Origin of the sequence: Eubacterium callanderi (assembly GCF_900142645.1) — a bacterium.
GTDB classification, from domain to species: Bacteria; Bacillota; Clostridia; order Eubacteriales; family Eubacteriaceae; genus Eubacterium; species Eubacterium callanderi.
This window is the reverse complement of the sequence record NZ_FRBP01000015.1, coordinates 1-17190: the sequence shown is the minus strand read 5'-3', so window position 1 is coordinate 17190 and position 17190 is coordinate 1. Positions and strand designations below refer to the sequence as shown.

General features: G+C 38.4%; 15 protein-coding genes. 1 reads left to right on the top strand and 14 read right to left on the bottom strand.

The features are described 5' to 3' along the window. Positions 1-14: 14 nt before the first annotated feature. The 5 genes from BUC22_RS18095 to BUC22_RS18075 form a co-directional block, all read right to left on the bottom strand. Positions 15-530 carry a hypothetical protein gene (locus BUC22_RS18095; RefSeq protein ID WP_013382747.1) on the bottom strand — a complete coding sequence of 172 codons (516 nt, stop codon included), beginning with the start codon at positions 528-530 and terminating at the stop codon, positions 15-17. Between the two features lie 336 nt (positions 531-866). Further along, positions 867-1412: a hypothetical protein gene (locus tag BUC22_RS18090; protein ID WP_013382749.1), complete on the bottom strand. Its 546-nt coding sequence runs from the start codon at positions 1410-1412 to the stop codon at positions 867-869. Further along, positions 1409-1693: a hypothetical protein gene (locus BUC22_RS18085; protein WP_013382750.1), complete on the bottom strand. Its 285-nt coding sequence runs from the start codon at positions 1691-1693 to the stop codon at positions 1409-1411. The genes BUC22_RS18090 and BUC22_RS18085 overlap by 4 nt, the downstream gene beginning before the upstream one ends. Before the next feature lie 14 nt (positions 1694-1707). Then, a complete protein-coding gene (locus tag BUC22_RS18080; protein ID WP_013382751.1) occupies positions 1708-5433 on the bottom strand; it encodes a hypothetical protein in 3726 nt (1241 codons plus the stop codon). 166 nt (positions 5434-5599) lie between these two features. Next, positions 5600-5902 carry a helix-turn-helix domain-containing protein gene (locus BUC22_RS18075; protein ID WP_013382753.1) on the bottom strand — a complete coding sequence of 101 codons (303 nt, stop codon included), beginning with the start codon at positions 5900-5902 and terminating at the stop codon, positions 5600-5602. A gap of 261 nt (positions 5903-6163) precedes the next feature. On the opposite strand from BUC22_RS18075, the gene BUC22_RS18070 reads away from it, so the two are divergent. Next, positions 6164-6556, top strand: coding sequence for a helix-turn-helix domain-containing protein (locus BUC22_RS18070; protein WP_013382754.1), 393 nt, complete (start codon positions 6164-6166; stop codon positions 6554-6556). A gap of 271 nt (positions 6557-6827) precedes the next feature. On the opposite strand, the gene BUC22_RS18065 is transcribed toward BUC22_RS18070, so the two are convergent. The 9 genes from BUC22_RS18065 to BUC22_RS18025 all read right to left on the bottom strand — a co-directional run bounded on the left by BUC22_RS18065 (position 6828) and on the right by BUC22_RS18025 (position 16946). Further along, positions 6828-8639 carry a recombinase family protein gene (locus tag BUC22_RS18065; protein ID WP_073383349.1) on the bottom strand — a complete coding sequence of 604 codons (1812 nt, stop codon included), beginning with the start codon at positions 8637-8639 and terminating at the stop codon, positions 6828-6830. A gap of 61 nt (positions 8640-8700) precedes the next feature. After that, positions 8701-8847: an SHOCT domain-containing protein gene (locus BUC22_RS21595; RefSeq protein ID WP_105135276.1), complete on the bottom strand. Its 147-nt coding sequence runs from the start codon at positions 8845-8847 to the stop codon at positions 8701-8703. A gap of 466 nt (positions 8848-9313) precedes the next feature. Further along, entirely contained in the window at positions 9314-9724 is a 411-nt protein-coding gene (locus BUC22_RS18055; protein WP_024379000.1) for a sigma-70 RNA polymerase sigma factor region 4 domain-containing protein, read from the bottom strand. A 258-nt stretch (positions 9725-9982) separates the two neighbouring features. Beyond that, a complete protein-coding gene (locus tag BUC22_RS18050) occupies positions 9983-10591 on the bottom strand; it encodes an MptD family putative ECF transporter S component (RefSeq protein WP_024379001.1) in 609 nt (202 codons plus the stop codon). Positions 10592-10615: 24 nt separating this feature from the next. Then, on the bottom strand, positions 10616-11317 hold the full coding sequence (locus tag BUC22_RS18045) for an energy-coupling factor transporter transmembrane component T (protein ID WP_073383346.1): 702 nt from the start codon (positions 11315-11317) through the stop codon (positions 10616-10618). A 5-nt stretch (positions 11318-11322) separates the two neighbouring features. Next, positions 11323-12792 carry an ABC transporter ATP-binding protein gene (locus tag BUC22_RS18040; protein WP_024379003.1) on the bottom strand — a complete coding sequence of 490 codons (1470 nt, stop codon included), beginning with the start codon at positions 12790-12792 and terminating at the stop codon, positions 11323-11325. 2 nt (positions 12793-12794) lie between these two features. Then, entirely contained in the window at positions 12795-14504 is a 1710-nt protein-coding gene (locus BUC22_RS18035) for an ABC transporter ATP-binding protein (RefSeq protein ID WP_073383343.1), read from the bottom strand. Next, a complete protein-coding gene (locus tag BUC22_RS18030; RefSeq protein ID WP_073383341.1) occupies positions 14497-16236 on the bottom strand; it encodes an ABC transporter ATP-binding protein in 1740 nt (579 codons plus the stop codon). Before BUC22_RS18030 ends, BUC22_RS18035 begins: the two co-directional genes overlap by 8 nt. A gap of 137 nt (positions 16237-16373) precedes the next feature. Next, entirely contained in the window at positions 16374-16946 is a 573-nt protein-coding gene (locus tag BUC22_RS18025; RefSeq protein WP_024379006.1) for a TetR/AcrR family transcriptional regulator, read from the bottom strand. Between the last annotated feature and the right edge of the window lie 244 nt (positions 16947-17190).

Here is a 17190-nt window from a genome sequence, read left to right as displayed (position 1 = left end):
ACCTCTCCTTTTTCCTACTCCGCTACTTCTAAATGCGTGTCAATATTCCCGGCATTATACTCAATATTCACATCCTTTAGGTCCCGCGTTCTGACAGTGACCTCAACGGGATACTCCCCGGCACTCAGGGCACGGTTTAAGTCAAACTCCATAACCGCCTTTCCCGGGGGGATCAGGCCAGAGCGGTACAGCTCCTCACCCGTATCCGCAAGCTTAATGCTGTAGGTAAAGTAACATTCATTCCCATCTGGATTGATAAGCGCCTCCTTCACATGGGGATCCCCCGCTTGAGCCTTCAGCGCATCCATCCCCGGCAGCAGGATGGACTCGCTGTCGGTATTTTTTACACCATCAATATGATAGGAAACCGCCGTCTTGTCCAATCCCGGCACTTCATCCTGTCTGGCGAACCAGATGCCTGCCACAAAGACTGTAATACAGACAAGCACCGCTAACACAATAAATAACAGTTTGTACCACGCCCGGCCGATGATGCGGACAAAGCCCTCTTCCCCAGCCTCATCTACCACGGGCACATATCCGACCACGGTTTTAAGCCAGGAGCGCCTTGTTTTATACGGACTCAGACAAGCCCGGCTCTCTTGGGCCTCCAGCAGGTCTCCTGCTGTCCGGCCATTTTCTTGATCCAGATCAGAAAAAATATTAAAGCCCCCATTGGGGAACAGCGCCTGCAGCTCCTTCTCACTGATATAGGGCCATACAGCGCCGCTTTTATCCTTATACTCACGCCCTGCGGCAGAGCCGGAACACGCTTGATACCTGATAAGTCATTCCTCCCTTACCCTAACTTGAAAAGAGAGCCAGCCGTATGAAAGGACTGACTCCATGGTGTTCTAAGTGTTTAATTAGATGCCTGCGCTGTCGTCTGTGAAAGTGAAGCCCACATTAGCATTGAACGTGCCTTCTGCCTTATCGCTAGTCTTTAAGAATGCCGTCGCTGTGCCTGTAGTACCGCCTTGTTTTAAATCCGCAATTTTCTTGTTCACGGTGGTTAATTCAGTGCTGCCAACAGCCATACCCAGAGCCGCGTTTCCGGTTGCTCCGCTGCCCGGAGCCATAGGGATACCGGTCGTGCTGTCGTAGGTGTCAATGGTCACGGCAACTGTCCTTGCTCCTGTATAAGGATTCTCACCAGTATCACCGGAATTTTTATTCAACAACTTAAAATCCAGTGATACACCATTTGCAATGGTGTCATTATAGTCGGATACCGTAACTGTTTTCGGATAGGAAACCAGCCAGTCAGCCTTATCCGTCGTTGCCGAATTCGCTTTATACGTAACGTTGATTCCTCCGGTTGCGCTTTCTGCGGCGAAAACTGGTAACGCCACGGTGCTGAGCATTGCGGTTAAAGCGATAACACCCGCAATCTTTTTCATTGTACACTTCATTGTGCTTTCCTCCTTTTTATTTTTAATATAATCAACATCAGTGTGTCTCCTGCTGATGCAATTACCAATATCGTGAGCAGGTTTGACAAACCGGTATTGCCTGTAGCAGGCGTGGTTACCCGGTTTCCATCTCCTTTTGAGACTTCCTGCGCCGGCGTTTCCTTCTCCGCCGTATAATGAATTACCATATTGCCCTGATGGACATCCTCTTCCGCGAAAACGGGACTGCAAAAGCACGCCATAAGCAACACTAGCAAGAAAATATAAAATATTTTTTTCACTTTTCCGCACCTCCTTATGACCCTGGGGAGATATAGAAGAGCGGCGTCTCCCCAGACTCCAAACTAGAGCCTGCGTTAAAGGTTCCCTTGTAAATCTCATTTCCACTCTGCGATACCGTATTAAACCAAAGCTTTTCAGTCTGGACAGCGCCAGGAGCGGTTGACGAACCAAGCAGAGCCACGCTCACATACCGGCTGTCCGCCGTGGTGCTGTTCTGCAGAGGATTTCCATTTTTGTCACACGCTGTAACCTCAACTGTCTTACCGGGGTCATTCACAGACGTCAGGTCAAAGGATTTTAACACATCCACATTTATGGCTTTATCATTGCCATAAACCTGCTGGTACGAAACCGTCACGCCTGAGCCAGCATGTTTCTGATCCGGGTCGTTCAGGTTTGAGTTGTTTTCTGTCAGGACAATATTCATGGGAATGGAAACAAAATATTCCGGCGCAATATCCTTCCATACCGCGGTTAAGCGGATACTTTTATTATTGGCGTCTGGGCCAGAGGAGAACGAATACACTGTTGGGGTTTGTTCTTCTGAAAGCTCCAGACCCGGCTTCTGGTTCCATTGACCGCTGTCATCAAGCTCCTCCACAGTCCAGTGGTCAAAGGCCTTACCCGCCGGATACTGGTCCACGGTCGGGAATTTTATGACTGCCTGATTGCTGCCATCATAGGTCCGGTAGACCCTTGTATCGCTGATACCATCAAACGGCACATTTTTGTCCTTTTGGTAAAGGACCTCCAGCCCCCGGTCATACTTTACCGATGCCAGTTCCTCATCCGGCTGGGTGATTTCATGCTTGATGACCGATGTCGCAGCATTATGGTAGTACATATAACCATCCGCCGGATTGTCATAGGTTTCCGCGAAGTTAGTAAAGGTGATATGGGAACCCGTAATAACCTCTACTGCTTTCCTGTCAAAGGCGGTTGTGTTATACTGTGCAGCGGTATTATCGGCGGCGCTCACATCCTGCAGGTATTTGTTCACTTTGCCGGTTAACATCTCTCCCTCGCTGCTTGTTCCATCCTTATAGATCAGGTTGAATTTTACCTTGAGGTTTCCAGAATACATCAGCAGATTTAAGCGATCCTCTTCTTCCGGGCTTAATGTCTTGTTGTTATTCCAGGAATCCAGTAAGACGCCCGCGTCTCGGCGGAAATAATCCGAAAGACTGATGACATCGCCTGGTCTGAAATATACCGTGTTATCAAGCGATTTCGCCAAAACCAGTTTGTAGTCCGAAGGTAACAATTCATTATCCGGCGCTGTGATCTCTCCGGTAAACCCGACAAAGGTTTTGTTGGCCTGTTTCGGCGCCTGGTAATCCTTGTTGAATATGATTTTATCATTCTCCAGCAGGTCAAAGGTTGTTCCATTACTTCCTGGCTCTACAATATTGTTGGGTGCTGCTCCGTTATTTGTTATATCCACGGTGATCTTATCTGTCTTCACATCAATGGCCCGCAGCTCATGGCGGTCTGTCAAACTGTCAACCGGCATGAACATTGTGTATTGGAATGAGCTGACATCTTTTCGATTCTGATTTGGATTAAACCACGAATAACTTCCCAATGGAATACTGGCATTATGCTTGTCGCTCTTATTTTGAATTTCAATTGGTACATTTGTCATAATCGGCGTCGGATCCGCTCCATAACTTTCTATTCTGGGGTTTGTATACCCCCATTTTGGGGCAATTTCAAATTTAAAAAACGCCTTCGTATCAGCTTCCCACGGCACCTTGTTGCCATCCGGCATATTTTTGTTAAACACTGCCAGCTTATCTAAAAATATACCGCCAGCTTCAATGCTCTTTGGGCTTATTTTACCGTCCTCCCCGCCATCTCCATTGTTGTTCTGTGTATCAGAGTCCACATAGTAAGAATCATACAGTCCATTTACTGAATCAAGCGAAATATTTTCGAGGTTACGGAAGTAATGCGGCCCCTGCACACTGCTCGATGATTGGGTTTTCAGGTAAAAGCTGTTTTTCATATTTTCGATCTTCACATGTACTTTATAACTAGGATATGAAGTTGTTGGATTAAATCCCACCTTTAGAGGCTTAGTAGTAACTACAGATTCCTTAACGGTTATTGTGATCTTAGCGCCATTGGCTGCCGTATACGGTTTTAGTGTCATGGGTGGATAGGCGCTCGGATTATCCGGGTCCACTGTCCAGCCCGGATCCCAAAGTTGAATTGCTTCGACAATCGGGGTGCCGGTAGAATAATCTTCGCCATTTGGAAAATAGCAGAGATTCAACGTCGGCGCAGGCCACATAAAGTAAGCCCCCTGATTTATCTTATAACGGCCGCTCACGTATTCAAAATCTAATGCCTGGCCACTGTTAAACGTACCAGTGGCTATATCTTTCGAGGCACCTGCTTTTATGGCGACTGGCGTTGAAGTACCGTCAAGAACCTGCATATCCAACATAAATCCATCGACGTTGTTATTATATGCCCCGTAGCGGGCGTCTCCTGCTGTATAATCTCCTGCTGCATCCGTTACTGCCCACGTGGTTTTACCTACATCGTCATATCTCTGTAAGCTGGAGCTTCCGTCATAGAGACCATAAGTCAGGCTGCCGGTGTCCTTGTCTCCCACAACGGTCATGGTCACTGGCTGGTCCGGATAGTTGAAAGCGTAGGTGACGGTGCGCTCCTTGGGGTCACTTGTCACCTCTGGTTCCAGCGCCGGATCATTAAAATTAAAGCTGATGCCAACCGCGGCCTTGCCTTCCGGCGGATTCTTTACGTAGTACCCCACAGGGTAGGTCAGCTGTACTTTTACCGGCGCTGTTGAGTTAGCGTAATAATTTCCATCCTTGCCTTTTTTCATACCGCTGATCACATCCACACTAAAGCCTTCGGTCGCTTTACCGTTCTCAATGGTTACAGGGTATTCCTTCGTGTTCAGGGTAAACACAAAGACCGCCTGGGAATCCTTTGGCGCCTCGTAGGCCACATCAAAATCCTGGGCCGGCTCTTTGTCTTTCGCTACCGCGTAATAAAATATTCCGCCAATTTCATCGTAATAGCTGATGGGATAGGTTTCCACTGCCGCGCCATCCGTAATCCGGATTTCCGCGTGGTCAAACCTATAGGGGAGATTATTCCATATCTGATCCGGGATTCCCGTAATATCTCCACCCCCAAAGGAGTACGTATCCCTTGGATTTACTTCCCCATCAATATACATGGGAATATTAATCGGTTTTGCCGCTCTGCCCTGCATTGCCTTCAGATCCCTGACCATTATCTGGTTTTGCGGCGGCAGCAGGTTGTCTACGCTTACTGAAATTTTCTCTTGCTTTTTTCCGGTTTCGGATGCGTAATTCACTTTGAAATCATACACACCGTTTTCCGTTACATGATAGGACACCTTATCCGGATTAAATGTTTCCCCATCCGGGCCGATAATTTCTTCTACCTCCCCTGGGGCAGCGCCCTTTGACGCCTGTCCTACAATGTCCGCCTCTGTACCGTCTTCGCTCTTCTCTACATTAAATTCGTATCCGCTGTTCTTTGTATTTGCCGCTATAATCGATGTCGGTGAAATCACAGTGAACACTGTAAGGGACAGCATTACAAACACGACACACAAAGAGATCATTTTATAGTTTTTCTGCTTATTCTGCAATATTTTCGCCTCGCTCTCTAAAGAATCGCCCTTCTGCCTCCCAAATCCTGCTGCAATTAATGCAATATCTAAAGGAGACATCTGGTATGAATCCAATAACAACGGCAGTTAGAGAACTAAAACGAGGTAAATACTGCATTTATCCCACATCATATAAAAAAGATGCTGAGTTTTATAAAAAAACCAGCAAAATTTTAAATATCATCCTTTTTATTCTCTATTTTCCATCTACACATCCGTCTTCATTTTATTCCGAATGACCTTCAAATCCGTTCAAAACAACATTGACGATTTCTTTCTGTTTCTCATCCAGCTGGTCGTAGTGTTTTGCGACGAGATAAGCTTTTGGTGATAACTCTGTTGGATTGTTCGATAATAAGTAGTCCACGCTCACACCCAGGTAATTTGCCACTTTTCTTAGCTTGTCTGCCCCGGGCTCTGCCGTTTTCCACCGGGAAATCGTACCATTGCCAAAATTCAGCTCTTTCTCCAGCGCTTTTACCGAAATTCCTTTTTGGACAGACAGCTCGTTTATTTTTTTATAAATCAACAGAATATTTTACCTCTCAATTTACTATTTTCGAAACAAATCTAAACATTCCCTTGACAGATCGCTGAAAATAATCTATTATAGACTTAACTAAAACACACAAATAATTAGAGTATTATCTAAAAATAGCTCTTAATCAAAAAGATTATTTGATTTACCTCAGCTTTATTTTCATTATATTCGATTTAACTCTAATTGTCAACATATTCTTTTTGATTTTTTTCAGATTTTTAGATTTAATTCAAAAAGGAGATTGAGATTGTGAATGTATTAGAGAGAATTCAAAAACTGGGCAAAGAAAAGGGGATAAGCGTTGGTTTTTTAGAAGAAAAGCTGGGCATTGGACGCGGCACCATTTATAAGTGGAACAAAAGCGCACCCAACACGGAAAATTTGGTTAAAGTTGCCGATTATTTTAACGTTTCTATTGATTATTTGTTAGGCAGGGATCATTCATTAAACGAAGAAGATGAAAAAGACATAGCAAAAATAATGGATAAAATGAAAAAGCAGCTTGCGAACGAAACAGACTGGGTGTTTGATGGCGAAGCCATGAACCCCGCGACAATAGAGCTGCTGCTTCAGGACATAGAACAACAGGAAAGAATCGTAAAGGCTTTAAATAAAAATTACATCCCTAAAAAACGCAGGTAATGGTCATACGCCGCCAGAAAGAAGCTGCCGAGAGGCTTGTAAAAAACTCAAAATTGGGGCTGGCGTGATTTATATGGATTATCCGTTGTTGAAATCTGTGGCTGGTTATCAGCAGGCAAAACCCTTTCCTATTTGGATAAGGCGTGTTTGCTGTGCTTAATAAATTCGGAGAAAAAAGAATTTACTGCGCTGTGGGCCTGAGCCCGCCGTCTGTCCACCCGTTAAATTGGGGTGGACAAAATGGCGGGGCTCAGGCCTGTTTTTTATTAATCTACAGCGCTAAAACACGATTCACCTGGAAAGCTTGACCACTGTCTCCACATGTGTTGTCAATAGGATAGGAATACAAATTATTAACCTCGTCGCTTGATTGAGGATACAATTTGCCGCCAGTTTCCTCATTAACTTCCTTGGCATTTTTTCTTCTGCTCTTAAATAATCTCCCGTCCTGAGAATCTTTTTTCCCGGTCTTGTATATGATAGTAATCATTGCAGGATCAATTTCGCCTTCATCGTTAGTTCCCCCAATAATGATTTTATCTACTATACTTTCAAATACAGCTCTATCAAATTCCTCAAGGTATTTATTGGATTCAAGTAATTTTTTAAAACCCTCAAGTCTTTTCTTCAATGCTTTTTCATCAGTAAGTGTTACTTCTAAAGTCCTTTTTTCTGCAAGTAATTTCTCTTTGCTAATGGCTATTTCATTATACTTGTCCTGATATATATCCATGCTGATTGACTCATTCAGCCTTAATTCAACAAGATCTTTTTCTTTCTTTATTATTTTATCAAGTTGATTGCTTATCTTCTTCAAGTCTTTAGCTAAACTGTTGTCTTTCAATTCTTCTTCAACAGTTTTAAGGAATTCGTTGGTAATTTCTACATTATTGTGGCATACTTGACGATAACTTTCCATAAATGCTTTTTCTATAGCTGCTTCTTCAATTCCTTTGCTATGCGGACAATACTTTTTCCCATTTTTAGTAGCATTGACACACTGCCATATCACTTTTGTATATTCTGAACTTGAATGCCAATTTCTTCTTGAAAGATTATGACCGCAAAATCCACATTCAAGCATGCTGCTAAAAGCATATTTTCTTGAATATTTTTCTCTTTTACCACCATTGTTAGCAACGGTATTTCTATTTTTTGACCTTCTTAATCTAATGCCTTGAGCTTTTTCAAAATCTTCTTTCGAAATAATTGGCTCGTGATGGTTTTCTATATAAAACTTATCCTGTTCTCCAAAATTATCCAATCTTCTCTTTGAAATAGGATCAACCGTATAGGTCTTTCCCATCATGAGATCCCCTTTATATTTCTCATTTTTTATAATTCCTAAAACTGTTGTTTCAGTCCACCTTTTATTTCCTCTTGGTGATAAATATCCCTGTTCTTCCAACTCTCTTGAGATTACCATCCCACCGACGCCTTCAATATATCTTCTGAAAATATATCTTACAATTTCAGCTTCTTTTTCGTTTACAGAAATGCTTTTTGTCTCTGGATTATAGTCATAACCTAAACATCCTTGAAAGCCGACCATTTCTCCTCTTTCCATTTTCATTCTCAAGCCTTTTTTAACATTAGCTGAAATGTTCTCTACTTCCTGTTGAGCAACCGAACTTAAAATAGTCAAAAGCAATTCGCCATCCATTGTTAGAGTATTTATGTTTTCTTCTTCAAAAAATACCGCAACATTAAACTCTTTTAACTTTCTTACATACTTTAAAGTGTCTAATGTGTTTCTCGCAAATCTTGATATAGACTTTGTAATTATCATATCTATATCGCCATTCATACAGTCATTTATAAGCCTTTGAAAATCAATTCTTCGATCAACCTGTGTTCCTGTTATTGCTTCATCAGCATATATTCCAGCAAGAGTCCACTCTTTATTTTTTTTTATAAATTCTGTGTAGTGTTCTACTTGAGAATTATAGCTGTTAATCTGATCTTCAGTATCTGTACTAACTCTGCAATAAGCTGCCACTCGCTTTATTGAGCGTTCAACACAGCCTGATGCAGTTCTTTTCAGTGTGGTATCACCTTTAATAACTTTTACATCTTTCTTCACTGCATCCGCCTCCTTATTTGTATCTTTCTATGCAGTTCTATTATACCACACTTGCAAAACATTATAAATATAATTCTGTGGAAATGTTATATTTTTTCATCAACTTGATTTTTATCTTCTTATATTCAATATCGCTGAGTAAGTGCTTAGAAAGTAACATAGACAGCATAGATAATTGGAGGCTATATCTTAATAGTTCATTATTCATTCTAAATCCTCCTCATTTAATTTTATCTAAAGTTTCACGACATTGACGGGTGCTTTGGATCAGCAACATTGGAATCTCACCACCGCCCCTGTTAAGATGAGCCGGCTTTCACTAAAGAAGTATCATTATCATTACTCAGGTCATAGCTCACAAAGTTATCCTTGTCCTTTGCTTTAAGAAAATTTATTTATCGCTCGTTTCCTTATATCCTTATCTTTGACAGTATTCATTTAAACCGAATTTCTTCAGCAGGAAAGTCTTGGCGTAAATTTCTTACGCTCACTAAGTAATTAAAAGTCCCGTCATGGTCTATTCAGTTGTCAAAGAGCAATATTTGAAAGGGATTATTTTCTTTACATTTTCCTATTTGCCATAAGCAGGCTATCTCTTATTCAAGAAAGTAAAGGAGGTCAAACTCCCCTTCACTTTACATAAGGAAAATTTGACCCCTTTGGTTACCGAACTTCTAAAGTTCTTCGATGAATTTTTTCAGCTTTTCAAGAATTTTGTTTCTTCTTTTGATTAAAGCCGGATGTGTAATACTTTTGAGCTTTGCCACTGAACGAACCGTTTCATCATTGAAATACAAGCGTTCAATAATATCTCTTTCTTCTGCATTGAGTTTTGATATAGCATTTCTTAATGCTTCAATCATCATCTGTGTTTCAACAATCTTTTCTACATCAACACTTTCATCAATAATATTATCTACAAAATGTCCGTCATGATCCAATGATGAAAAAAAGAGCAAGTGGTTTTTCTTGTCCACCTGCTCTAAATACTTTTCGTGTTCTTTTTCTCGCCAGTAGACTTTATATATCTGCTCGCTGACTTTGACCTTTTGTCCGTTGACATAAAGGTAATATTCTTTTTGCATTTTATTTCCTCCATTTCTTTTTTTGTCTGCGTTTTTAGACAAAAAAGGAGGACTTCTGCACATGGGCATAATAAGTCCTCTGAAATGAAAGAAATTGATTCTTTCTTTGTATTTAAGATTTAATTTTCTATGATAATTACCAGTATCAAAAAGGTCTACAAGTTTTTTCTACATGAATGACAGACCTTAAATAACACATAGCAATTACCTCCAACTACTTAATCCATTCTTCTTTTCCCTCACTTCTAAAAATACACATTAAATCACTCCCGCTTTTTCAAAATGTTTTTTTAATATTCTCATAGAAATCAACGCTCCTATAAGACTTGTTAAAACTGTTAGAGCCACCATTGAACCATACATTCCCCATGAACCCATGAACTTCAAATATTGTTGTAATGCCTCATCTGTTAAATGTAGAATCTCTTTTCTTTGTATAAAGTATTCTCCATGAGAAATATACATCGGTAGTGTAAATAGAGCAGATTGTAGTGTTGAACCGATTACATACGGTATGACAATCGCCTTTTTATTCTTATACTTCATCTTTGAAGCTACTATTTCCGCAATAAGCCATCCTAAAATTGAAAGTCCTACACCAATTCCGTTGGCTGCCATAAACCCCGGTAAGACAATAATTGTTCCCATGATAAGAAACACACCGGTTTTTCTTACTTTCGATACTAAAAGCATAAATGCTATCGAAACGAAAAATAATGTAATCGGTATGTTAGCAACTGTCCCGAAAAGAGTTAGTGCCGCTAATGCTCCTGTAACAAAGAAGATGAGAAGTGCCACTGCACCAAAAATTCCGATAAAAATAAAATCTTTGGCATTCAGTTTGTTTGTCTTTTTGTTTGTTTCCATAATTTTCCTCCTAAAAATCATTCATTATTGAAACTGTAAGTACCACAATGTACCAACAGCAATAACCGTAAATAAAGTGTATACCGCATCAATCTTTGTGAATTTTAATGGATAAATATTTGTTCTATCTTTATAGTTTTCCATTCCTCTTAAGAGTACCGAAGTTGATAATTCTTCCGCCACTCGAACACTTCTAAACAAAATAGGAACAATCATAAATTCTAACGATTGAATAGGATGAACAAAAAATTGAATTCCGGAAGTTCTAATCCCTCTGATTTTCAAACTATCCTTTAAGTAACCATAATCCTCTCTTAAAGTCGGCATATATCTCAATATAACAATAAACGGGATTGCAACAGCATTTGGAAACCTCATTGTTTGCATTGCTGATATAATATATGACATTGAAGTTTTCCTCTGCAAAAATACAATCATCATCATTGCAATTGAAAATTTCTGCACAAAATAACTGAGTGAAACAATCGTCAAAGCTACTGTATTATTTGGAATATATCGGATACAGAACATCAATCCGGCAACCAATATATAAATCATGCTATACAAAATGCTTTCACGATAGGCTTTTACAGTCAGCAAATATATATTGCAAATAACCAGTAAAATATGTGATGGAAAAGGTTTGTTTACAGCAAGTCCCAGCATGACGAAAATAAATACAATTCCAAGAACCGTTCTTGGATCCAACTCTTTTTTCACATTCATTTCCATCACCTGCCTTTGCTTAGAAGTTCCCAAAGTTTACTTTCGGTATCACTGTTTAATTTGAAATCAAGATTCACGCTACCATTCTTCAAATAAATTATTCGATTGCAAACAGAAAGTAAAAATTCATAATCATGGGATATTACAAATAAGACTTTGTTCTTATCGGAAATCTCTAATATACTTTGAGATACTAAATCCATTGAATTTTTATCCAATCCGCTTGTCGGCTCATCAAAAAATATAATTTTGCTTTCACTCGTAGTTGCAACTGCAATTGTCAATCTTTGCTTCTGACCTCTCGATAATGTCATAGGATGCCTATCCTTAAAATTAAGAATTTCAAACCTCGACATAATGGTGTTTTTTTCTTCATCTGTAAGCATTGCACCGGATTTCCCAATGCTGAGTTCTTCCTCTACACTACCTGTAAAAAGTTGAAAATCGGAATCCTGCATAACGAAATATACTTTCCCCAACCTCTTTTTATGAGTGTACTTTTTACCCTCTACAAAAATATTTCCATCTTTTTCTTTTAATAATCCTGAACAAACTCTTGCAAAGGTTGTTTTACCGACTCCGTTTTCCCCTATAATACCTATAATTTCATTTCCAAAAGCTGTAATTGATATATCTTTCAAGACATCATTTTTTTCTTCTTTTGAATGAGAATACGATATTTTTTTTACTTCCAATATGGGATTTTCTTTTACATTAGGCTTGGTATAATTAACTGCCGTCAAATCATTCAAGTATAAACTTCTAATATCCTGACAGTTATTCTGTACATCAAGGAGAGTTTTCTTTGAAAATTCTCTTTCTATTTTTCCATCACGAATTACTATCATGCGGTCTAACAAATTCGGAAGATAAAATAATCTATGCTCTAAAACCACTATTGTTTTTCCGAATTTTTTTAATTCTTTCAAAATATCTCTTAAATCAAAGATAGATTGAATGTCTAAATTAGCTGTTGGTTCATCAAACAAATAAATATCCGGTTCCATAGCGTAACACGATGCTATTGCCACTTTTTGTTTTTCTCCACTGGACAGCTTAAAAATACTTTTTTCTTTTAAGTGTTCAATCCCAAATACTTTTAGACTGTTTTCAACACGCCTTTTTATCTCATCTTTATTCAATCGCATATTACTTAAACCAAAGGCAACTTCATTAAATGGATCCGTCATAAAAAACTGACTTCTTGGATCTTGAAATACAGTTCCTACCTTATTACTTATCTGAGAAAGCTCCAAATCATTGATGTTCTCTCCGTTGATATACGCTTCACCTGTTAAAGTTCCCTCATAGGTATGTGAGATAAGCCCATTGATTACAGAAGCAAGTGTAGTTTTACCGCTTCCGCTTTTTCCTGTAATGACAACAAACTCCCCCTTTTTTATGTTTAAGTTTATGTCATCAAGAATTTTTTCATTGGAATTTGTAGTATACGAAATATTCTTAAGTGTTATCATCACTACACCCCATACTGAGCTTTCCATAATTTTGTGTAGTAACCATTTTTATCAAGAAGTTCTCTGTGCCTTCCTTTTTCAAGCAGTGTTCCTTTTTGGAATACAAGAATTTGGTCTGCTTTTTGAATTGTTTTTAAATGATGAGCCACTACAAGTACAGTTCTGTTCTTTGCAAGCTCTGTAATGGCATCTTGTATCAGCGACTCATTGACAGGGTCAACATTACTTGTCATCTCATCAAGAATTAAAATCGGTGCATCTTTCAAAAACGCTCTTGCAATAGATATTCTCTGTCTTTGTCCACCTGACAATATTCCGCCGTTTTCACCAATATCCGTTTCATAACCATTGGGCAAACTCATAATAAAATCATGGATTCTTGCCTTCTTTGCCGCTTCGATGATTTCTTCTTTTGTCGCTCCTTTTTTGCCTACCTTGATGTTTTCTTCAATGGTATTATCAAATAGCTGAACATTTTGCATAACGATGCTGATACGATCCAAAAGTTCATCATAAGGAATCTCTCTAATATCCACACCGCCAAGTGTAATTTTCCCTTTATGCACATCATAAAATCTTAAAAGCAGGTTAGTTATAGTAGTCTTACCGGAACCGGATTCGCCAACCAGTGCAGTCATTGTTTTTTCATCAATATCAAAACTTAAATTTTCCATTTTGAACTCATCTTGCTGATAAGAGAATTCAATATTTTCAAAGGCAATATTATTTTGTTTCGGAACAATGCCGTCTACCTTATCTGGTATTACATCTGCATATAAAATTCTTGAAAGTCTTTCATAGCTGTCCACCGCCGAAACATAATACATATAATGTTGTTCCATAGAGGCAAACGGCTTATAGAACTCCTTTGAGATAACGGCAAAGATAATAAAATCAAATACTTTCAAATTGCCGTTTATTACAAGTACAACTCCTGATATAAGAAGTAGTAAATACCCTATATCAAGTAAAAATGCGAATACGGATAATTGTTTTGCCTTAAATCTTGAAGCAGCCTTACTTGTTTCTCCAAATTTCTTTGTCCTTGCTGTCAGTTCACTATCCAAACTTTTATTATTGGAAAAGCTCTTTAATACCGGTATGCCTCTGACATATTCAACAAATAAACTGACCATATCTAAAAGAGCGGAGTTGTTCTGATTTTCAATGGTCTTCGACCTTTTAATAGTCATAACCAAGAATACAAGTGCAATAGGAACGGATACCGCCATTACCAGTGCCAACTTTATATCAATGCTCGCAAGACCGATAAATACCACTGTTGCTATTAAAAAATCACCAAACATCCTCGACCACATATGCCCTACAACAAGGGACATATTATCAACATCCTTATGAAGTATTGTGTTTATCTCACCAAGTCTTTCATCGGTATAAAACCCTAAACTGAATTTTTTCAACTTAATAATCATTCGCTCTCTGATTTGCTGAACAATATCAAAACCTGCACTATGTTTTTTCATATCTGCAACCATATTACAGATGCCTTTGAATACAACAAGGAGTGCAATCGCAATAAAATATTTATATAGACTCTCTATACTTGTTCCGTCAAATATCTGAAACAGTATAGAAAAGACAATAACAATCATAGCTATGGAACTTAGTCCATAAAGAGCAAAGAATGTACTTGATATAGCTAAATCTCTTTTGCCGGTTTTTGTGAGCAGTTTTAACATTTCCCTAAACATTTTCTGTTACCACCTCTTTCAAATTCCATCTGTCAACCTTGTTCTGTGCTTCCACCATATCACGATAAAAATCACATCTGTTCATCAGTTCTTCATGGCTTCCTGTATCAAGAACAAGCCCCTTATCCATAACAATAATTTGATCCGAATTTCTAATTGTATTTAAGTGATGGGCGATTGTAATAACTGTCTTGTCCTTACTTAAATCATCTATCGCTTCACTGATGAGCTTTTCATTCTCACTGTCAACCGCCGCCATCGCTTCATCCAATATCAAAATCGGTGCATTTTTCAGTATCATTCTCGCAATGGAAATTCGCTGTTTCTCGCCACCTGACAGTTTGACACCCATTTCACCGACTCTTGTATCGTATCCATTCGGCAAAGCGGAAATAAAGTCATGACACCTTGCTTTCTTTGCAGCTTCTATCACTTCTTCTTTGGTTGCACCGACCTTACCGATGGCTATATTTTCAAAAATACTTAAATCAAAAAGGATAACTTCTTGCTGAACGCTGCCGATAAGCTCCGAAATATTTTCCTGACTATATTCTTTTATGTCTTTTCCTTTTATTTTTATTTGTCCGCTGTCTGTATCCCAAAATCCCATAAGCAGATTAGATACCGTACTCTTTCCGCAGCCGCTTGCTCCGACAAAGGCATTCAAACTGTTTTGTTTGAAAGTAAGATTGATGTCTTTTAATCTGAAACTGTCTTTCCCGTACGCAAAGTTTACATTTGTAAATTCTATATCTCCAAATTCTAACCCTTGTTCTGTTTTCTTAGTCGAAAGCGGAACGGTTAGAACTTTTCCTATTCCCTTTAAGGCTTCCTTAAACACAATAGAAAAATGTTGCAAGGTTGCTGTCTTGCTGATGGATGCAGTAAATGCGGAGGACAAAATAATAGCAAGAATAAAATTAGGTGCTGTAATATTTCCTTGATAGAGGAATACACTTCCTAAAATCATAACAATGACTACACCTATTTCCATGAATATATCAATCAGTCCCATTGGAATAGTGATTGCTCCCATGCTTTTTTTCACCCAATAAATATATTCTCTTGCTGTCTTTAATGTTCTTTCACTAATCTCCTCTTCTTTCGCAAAAGCCTTAACAACAGAAATATTTTTTACATACTCCATCAGTTCTTCTCTCATCCTGCTTTCATGGTTAAAATAAATAGCAAAGTTTTTATTCATCGTTTTTTGAGAAAGAACTTTTACCAAATACATAAGCGGAACACCTGCAATCATTCCAAGTGCAAGACGCCAATCTACAAAAAACATTGCAATCAAAATGATAGTCGGAAGAAGTGTAACCGCCATTATTTCAGGCAAGCCATGAGCAAGATATACCTCCACTTGCTCTACATCATGCTGCATAATATTGGTAAGTTCTCCTGTATTGTGTTCTTTGAAAAAACCTAAACTTAATTTTTTTAGGTGTTCTACGATAGAGAGTCTGAGTTCTGTCAGTTTTTCATAAGCCTTTTCATGAGCAATCTTGGTAGAAAAATAATAGAACACTCCCTTTAGAACAAATGATGTAAGCATGGCGAGAAAAATATACTTCAGTTTTCCCGTTTCTATATCCTGTGTAATCAAGGAACTGATTAAATAAACAAGCAATACCTGCGGTATTAAATCAAACAGTATTTTCAAAGTAAGTAATATATTTGACTTCAAATTATTACCTACCGCTTTTCCCCTTAACTCTTTTTCTGTCATAAACAACGCTCCTTTCAAAATTGAATAATAATGAATTTTAATTCATTATTAAAGTTTAAAGTAAGACTTCGCTATTACGCAAAGTCTATTTTTTGAGTCAACTATCTATAAGTTATAGAATGGATTCTCTCATTATGTTATAAGGATTCTACTCCTTTGTAATAACATTTCGCTATCAGTTTCAGCATTTCTTTCGCCCATTTTTCATTTTGATAATGTCTCGCTATCTCGAGCAGACCCTCTGTAAAATTATTTGCTAAAATATGGGCAAGCATCGGATCATATTGCCTTTCCGATTGTCTTTTCAAGCTCACTTCAATATGAACCTGCATTTGTGAAATAAGTTTCTGTTTCGCTTTTTCGTGTTTTGTGCCTGAACTTTTATCCATTAAAATAATCAGCTTCTTACGCTCCTTTAACAGTTCATGGATATAGTTCTCGCCCACTTCATCAAATCTCTCAGAAGCAGACCCTTTTTCTAAGGATTCTTCATCATTAAAAGCAGACTCAAAATTAATGTATACCGAGCCAATTACCGCATCAAACAAAACCTCCTTATTTTTAAAATATGTATAGATTAGAGCAACAGGAATATTTGCTTCATCTGCTATATCTGTCAATTTTGCTCCTCTGTAATCCTTTTCATAAAACACTTTTTCCGCCGCAACGAGTATCCTATTTCTAACCTCTTCTTTTAATACTTGTGCCATAATGCACCTCTTTCTATTCAATATTGAATTTATATTTAATAATAAACCTTAATTCAATATTTGTCAAGTACCCTCTATCCAAAACAGCCGATTTATGCTATAATAATTTTAACAAATTCAATACACGCTTAATGCTTGCTATCTTAATTATTCTTTTGTAGACCAACTAAGGAAGTCAATAGTTATTTTTAAAAATTTTTTAAAAAATTTTTAAGTCACAAAACTTAAAAATGTGCATAGCAAA

Coding starts and splice junctions, on each gene's coding strand:
- BUC22_RS18090 (WP_013382749.1), bottom strand. CDS start 1,412: ATGAAGTGTACAATGAAAAAGATTGCGGGTGTTATCGCTTTAACCGCA.
- BUC22_RS18080 (WP_013382751.1), bottom strand. CDS start 5,433: ATGTCTCCTTTAGATATTGCATTAATTGCAGCAGGATTTGGGAGGCAG.
- BUC22_RS21595 (WP_105135276.1), bottom strand. CDS start 8,847: ATGAATAATGAACTATTAAGATATAGCCTCCAATTATCTATGCTGTCT.
- BUC22_RS18055 (WP_024379000.1), bottom strand. CDS start 9,724: ATGCAAAAAGAATATTACCTTTATGTCAACGGACAAAAGGTCAAAGTC.
- BUC22_RS18050 (WP_024379001.1), bottom strand. CDS start 10,591: ATGGAAACAAACAAAAAGACAAACAAACTGAATGCCAAAGATTTTATT.
- BUC22_RS18045 (WP_073383346.1), bottom strand. CDS start 11,317: ATGAATGTGAAAAAAGAGTTGGATCCAAGAACGGTTCTTGGAATTGTA.
- BUC22_RS18040 (WP_024379003.1), bottom strand. CDS start 12,792: ATGATAACACTTAAGAATATTTCGTATACTACAAATTCCAATGAAAAA.
- BUC22_RS18035 (WP_073383343.1), bottom strand. CDS start 14,504: ATGTTTAGGGAAATGTTAAAACTGCTCACAAAAACCGGCAAAAGAGAT.
- BUC22_RS18030 (WP_073383341.1), bottom strand. CDS start 16,236: ATGACAGAAAAAGAGTTAAGGGGAAAAGCGGTAGGTAATAATTTGAAG.
- BUC22_RS18025 (WP_024379006.1), bottom strand. CDS start 16,946: ATGGCACAAGTATTAAAAGAAGAGGTTAGAAATAGGATACTCGTTGCG.